At 42.1% G+C, this 5408-nt stretch carries 5 protein-coding genes and 1 pseudogene; 5 read left to right on the forward strand and 1 reads right to left on the reverse strand.

The genetic code is table 11. From position 1 onward, the window contains the following. Positions 1-192: pseudogene (locus tag ACO4PX_RS08265) on the reverse strand (hypothetical protein); the annotation flags it as partial. A 349-nt stretch (positions 193-541) separates the two neighbouring features. Here ACO4PX_RS08265 and ACO4PX_RS08270 point away from each other — a divergent pair. From ACO4PX_RS08270 to ACO4PX_RS08290, 5 genes are all read left to right on the forward strand, one after another. After that, entirely contained in the window at positions 542-1669 is a 1128-nt protein-coding gene (locus ACO4PX_RS08270) for an acyl-CoA dehydrogenase family protein (RefSeq protein ID WP_472450887.1), read from the forward strand. Positions 1670-1868: 199 nt separating this feature from the next. Beyond that, positions 1869-2690 (forward strand): phosphate/phosphite/phosphonate ABC transporter substrate-binding protein, encoded by an 822-nt coding sequence (locus tag ACO4PX_RS08275; protein ID WP_485572246.1) that lies wholly within the window; start codon positions 1869-1871, stop codon positions 2688-2690. After that, positions 2687-3865, forward strand: coding sequence for a cobalamin-independent methionine synthase II family protein (locus ACO4PX_RS08280; protein ID WP_485572247.1), 1179 nt, complete (start codon positions 2687-2689; stop codon positions 3863-3865). The genes ACO4PX_RS08275 and ACO4PX_RS08280 overlap by 4 nt, the downstream gene beginning before the upstream one ends. A gap of 10 nt (positions 3866-3875) precedes the next feature. After that, positions 3876-4346, forward strand: a complete 471-nt coding sequence (locus ACO4PX_RS08285) for a hypothetical protein (protein WP_485572248.1) — start codon at positions 3876-3878, stop codon at positions 4344-4346. 170 nt (positions 4347-4516) lie between these two features. Continuing rightward, entirely contained in the window at positions 4517-5263 is a 747-nt protein-coding gene (locus ACO4PX_RS08290; RefSeq protein WP_314633452.1) for an enhanced serine sensitivity protein SseB C-terminal domain-containing protein, read from the forward strand. Positions 5264-5408: the final 145 nt, after the last annotated feature.

The following is a 5408-nucleotide window of genomic DNA, read 5'->3' on the forward strand; positions in this document are numbered from 1 at the left end:
AATGAGGATTTCCTTGGTAAAGCTTACGCCATGAAATAAAACTTGAACGGTGGCGTGGGCACCCATAACCAATCCCACCACCATAAGCATTTTCAAATGACTATCCTTATCCTTGGCAGGGGATCCCAGCTTGGAAAAGAAATCCGAACCGGACCAGAAAAATATAGAAATTAATGATAAAATAAACCACATATTGACTCCTTTTTAAAGAATTTTCATGTTTTTTTCGTCACTTTTATATCGAAAACCGATAAATAAATATTCTAAAAATTAAACTAAGAAGTTTTTTAATTCCTAGTAAAACAATAGGAATAATAGCATAGAAGCCTTGTTCTGTATAGAGATTTTTAGCTTTTACATCTTAAAGATTTGGATAGTTAAAAATATTATTTATTCAAATGCCGCATAAATAAACAAAAATATTTGAAAAAAATATATAGATATACAGCATACTGGCTAAGTATTATGATGCTAAACGAGTGTCGTAACAAAACTGTGCGACCTCTCCTTGTAAGCACAGTCGTTTTTTTATGGAGGTACAATGATGTCAATTTATTGTGAGGCTAGAAATTTTGCAGAGAAATTCATTGATCCCTGTAGCAAAAAGGTAGATGAAGAAGGAGTATTTCCTGTAGAAGCGTTTGCAGAGATTAAAAAATCGGATTTTTTAACTCTGCTCATTCCTAAGGAGCAGGGAGGCTTAGGCTTGGGAATTCAGGAGCATGTGGAAGTTTGTCGCGCTTTTGCCAAAAGTGATGCGACAACCGGACTATGCTATATGATGCATAATGTGGCTTTGACAGTAGTTTTGTCTCGAGGAAGTGAGGAGATGAAGAAGAGAATTGTCAAAGAAGTGGTAGAAGAGAGAAAGCTTCTTGCTCTGGCATACAGTGAGCTGGGAACAGGAACCCATTTCTATATTTCCGATTTAAAGGCGGAAAATGATGGAGACAAGAAACTCTTAAGCGGTGTAAAGAGCATGGTTACCTCCGCCGGGCAGGCTTCTTATTACCTGGTTTTAGCTCCATCAGACGTGGAGGGAGCTATTGATAACTGGTTGGTTCCTCTGGAGACTCCGGGATTAAAGTTTGAACAAAACACCTGGCATGGTCTTGGGATGAGAGGAAATGTTTCCTGCCAGATGCACTTAAACAAGGCGGCTGTTTCCGTAAGCAATAGAATCGGCGAGGAGGGTGCCGGACAGGAACATGTATTTAACGTTGTAGCACCTTACTTTATTGCAGGACTTGCAGGAGTCTATTCCGGACTTGGGGAGCACATGTTAGAGGAAAGCATTGCCCATGCAAAAGAAAGAAAATACACTTCCGGAACTTCTTTGGCAGAAATAGAAACCGTTCAGATTCATCTTGCGAAGATGTACAATCTGGTTAATTCCTCCGTTTGCACAGCAAAGGAAGCGACCAGAAGTGCTGCAGCAGGAGAAGAGGATGCTTTGGCTAAGATTTTGTCCGCTCGTGTGATTGCTTGTGAAATGGTTATTGAAGCCGGAAGACTGGGCATGAGAGTTGGAGGTGGAAAGGCTTATAACAAGGTCGGCAGTATGGAAAGACTCTTAAGAGATGCCTACGCCGGACAGATTATGGCTCCCAGTGCAGACGTGCTTACCGTTTGGCTCGGAAAAGCCATTACAGGCTTGCCTTTAGTATAAGTTTTTAAAGCTTTAAGAAAGGGAGAGAGGAACACCAACTCTTCCTTTCTTTGATTATTCATAACAAGTGGCGCAGGCGAAGCCTGAGACATCTTGTTTCAAGAAGGAACAGGAGAAAAAGACTTTTTGCTTTGGCTTAGTCTCAATACTCTACTGTACATTGATTATTTGCGGGATGATATCAAGAAAAGAGGATAAAATGGAAAAGATAAAGTTAGGAGCAGTTATTTACGCGCCAAAGGTAACCGTTATTTGGGGAATTATTCAGGAGTTTTTTGAGAAGGAAAATTGTCCTATTGAACCGGTTTTTTATAAGGATTATAAGAGTCAGGTGGACGGACTGATGAGTGGAGAAATTGATATTGCCTGGAACTCTCCTTTGGCTTGGCTGGACAGTTATTTACGTAGCAAGGGAGAATGCTTAAACGGCTCCATGCGTGATACGGATCAGGATCGCAAGAGTTATCTTGTGGTAAGAAAGGACAAGGGATATCAGACTATTTCGGATATCAAAGGAAAGACCATTGGCTTCGGAGCCTATGATTCTCCTCAGGCACGTTTAATTCCCATATATCATTTGCACAAGAATGGATTAGAGTTTGAAAAGGACTATACGGAAAAGCGCTTTGATATCGGTCTTGGCCTCCACGGAGATCATGTGGGAGGAGAGTTGGATGCGGCAAAGGCCATGCTTTCCGGTGAAGTAGACGGAAGCTGGATGCTGGATTTAAACTACAAGGCTTGGATTCTAGATGGAACCCTGGATGAAGCGCAGGTGCAGATTTTGTCCGAGACAGATTTCTTTGACCATTGCATTTTTACCGGAAGAGCGGATTTTTCCAAGGAAGCCTTTGCCCATTTTACAGAGGTACTGCATAAGATGGATTATAAGAATCCCGCCCATAAGGAAATGATGGACATGGAAGGTTTGAAGGCTTGGGTACCGGGAAGAACCAAGAATTTTGAGCAGATTAAGAAGGCTAATGAGTACCTGCATTTCTTTGAGAAGGAGAATGAATGAGTAAGCATTTTCTCCCCTTTACCAGCTCCCTTATAGGAAGTATGCCCAGAACGAAGGACTTGCTTTCAGGAAAACGTCGCCTGCAAAACGGACAGCTTTCCCGGGAGGACTATGAGGCCTTACTCCTTAAAGAGACGGAAGAAGTGATTCGTTTGCAGGAAAGAAACGGAATAGATATTCTTACCGGGGGAGAGCTAAGCCGGGACAATTATGTTTCCTTTGTGGCGGAAAAGCTGGAAGGTGCCACCATGATGAGCATGGCGGATATGCTTCCTTACATGGAGGACAAGCAGGGCTTTGAAGAAATTCTGGATACCCTGGATGTACCTGCAGTCAGTATCAAAAATGCCATTTGCACCGGGAAAATCAAAAGGAAGGAAAGCCTTTTAAAGGAAGAGATCCTTAGAATCCGGCAGTTTTCCGATAAGGAGCTTAAGGCGACTCTTCCCGGCCCTTACCTGATGACCCGTTCCATGTGGCTTCCGGCGCTGTCTTCCAAGGCTTATGACAGCAAAGAAGAGCTGGGGAAAGATGTAGTGGTTCTTTTAAAAGAAGAAATTGAAGAGCTTAGGAAAATGGGGGTATCGGTCATTCAGTTGGATGAGCCGGTACTTACGGAGGTAGTCTTTAGCAAGGGAAAAACCAGATCCTTTATGTGTGCCGCCTTGTCAGAGAAGAAAGACCCTACAGAGGAATTGGAATTTGCCGCTTCTTTGTTGAAAGAAGTGGTAGATTTTATGAAGGAAAAGGAACTTTGCAGTGTGCTTCATGTTTGCAGAGGGAACTGGAGTAAGAATGAGGGAATTCTTTTAACAGGCTCCTACACACCTTTGGTTCCTTTATTTGCCAAGGTACTTCCTTCGGTTTTGGCCCTGGAATACTCCACTAAGAGGGCGGGAGACTTATCTTCCCTTTTGGAGAATGATGCAATTCGTGAAAATTGTATTTTGGGCTTAGGAGTGATCAATCCAAGAATTGATTTGGTAGAATCCGGGGAAAGCATAGTACAACGGGCGGAGGAGGCATTGCAATATCTGCCAAAGGAAAGACTATGGCTAAATCCGGACTGCGGCTTTGCTACCTTTGCCAATCGCCCTGTAAATGAATTTCCCTGTATTGAGGCCAAATTAAGGGAGTTGCACAGAGCCCAGGAATTTTTACGGAAAAAGTATTAGGAGGAAGCTTGTGGAAAGCCATGAATATGAAATGCACCATCAGGACTTACGCTATCGCGGTATTGTAAGGCAGGATGGTCAGGTTCAGGTCTATATGCAAAACCATTGTATAGATTCTTCTAAAGAAATGGAGTTTGACAGCAAAAAAGATACGGACACCTCTGTGAACCTTTTCTGTGCAGGCCTGCTTTCCGGAATTCTTCATGGCATTTGCAGTTTTATGAAGAAGGAAGGGAATCCTCTGGAGGATGTGGAAGCAAAGGCGAGGGTGGTTTTAGACCACCCTCTATCCTACTTAGGGGTAAAGGGGTACGAGGAAACACCCAAAATCTCTAAAATCACCATTGACCTGTATTTCTATAGCTTTTTGGAAGAGGAAGAGGCAATAGAACGGTGTAAGGAAGCTTTGAAAAAGAATATTTTGTATCAAAGTCTGTCTCCTGCTGTGGAGATAGACCTTCATTATCATTCTTCTCTTTAATGAAAGTTCTATTATGGTGTTACGATTTTTGGCATAGTCAGGGGAATGTAATTTTTGCCATGGTAAGAGTAATATATTTTTGTCATAATTCAGGTATTACGATTTTTTACAAAACTTGTGCAGTTTAGGCCTCTATGTTAAAATGGCAAAGGAAAAGGAGGTCTATTTCCATGAGTGATTATAGAGAGAAGAAGAATGCCCGCCTGCTAATGGCGATACACGGTTTACAGGCTGAGCCTAATCAGCAGTGGGAAGACCGTCTGATGGATGCGTTGAATCATCATACAGAATTTTATGTTCCTATGCGAACTGTTGGAGAGGGACAGGAAAGAAAGCCTGCTTTTGCCGTAGTAGAGGATAAGGATCATAATCATTTTTATGTTTTGTTTACTTCACAAGAAAAGGCAAAGCATTGGACTAAGGGACTGGAAACCCATGCCGTTTTAAGCTTCCACCAGGTAGCTTCCATGGCTTTGGGGGATCCCAGAATCTCCGGCTTTGTGATTAATATGAATACCGAAAACTTTATCCTGTGGCGTCAGTTTATCGTAAATTGCTTCCATCAGAATCAAGCGCATTTGATGGGACAGGATCCGGTGCAGGTTTCCGATACTATTGAATTTTCCGACCCGGTAGGAGACACCAAGGAATTGGAAGAGGCTCTGGCGGAGTATATGAGGGATGACCAGAATGTTACGGCCGCATACTTGGTGGGAGCCCGTCAAAATGATAAGGAGTTTAATGTTTGCATCGTAAGTCATGTAGGCAGCATTCAGCCAAGCTTCTCCAACATTTCCGTATTAGGAAGAGATTTTGGCGGAAATACGCCTCTGGCGGTAATGTCCTATCAGAATAAGAAGGCGGAAGACGCGGTTAAGGACAGATTGCCCTTCTACAGAAGACCTTTCGTGTTATAAAAAGAAGAAAATAGCAATAAAAAGGAGTCCGTTTTTTCGGACTTCTTTTTTGTTATCCTAAATTTCGTAGTAGATGCTTCAACGAATATAAAACAAAAATAAAAACAAACATTTATTCGAGAATATCTATTTACAAAACAAATGT

Source organism: Oribacterium sp. (assembly GCF_057249185.1).

What these genes read in the sequence shown, in the direction of transcription:
- ACO4PX_RS08290 (WP_314633452.1), top strand. Translation starts at nt 4,517, where the DNA reads ATGAGTGATTATAGAGAGAAGAAGAATGCCCGCCTGCTAATGGCGATA.
- ACO4PX_RS08270 (WP_472450887.1), top strand. Translation starts at nt 542, where the DNA reads ATGATGTCAATTTATTGTGAGGCTAGAAATTTTGCAGAGAAATTCATT.
- ACO4PX_RS08280 (WP_485572247.1), top strand. Translation starts at nt 2,687, where the DNA reads ATGAGTAAGCATTTTCTCCCCTTTACCAGCTCCCTTATAGGAAGTATG.
- ACO4PX_RS08275 (WP_485572246.1), top strand. Translation starts at nt 1,869, where the DNA reads ATGGAAAAGATAAAGTTAGGAGCAGTTATTTACGCGCCAAAGGTAACC.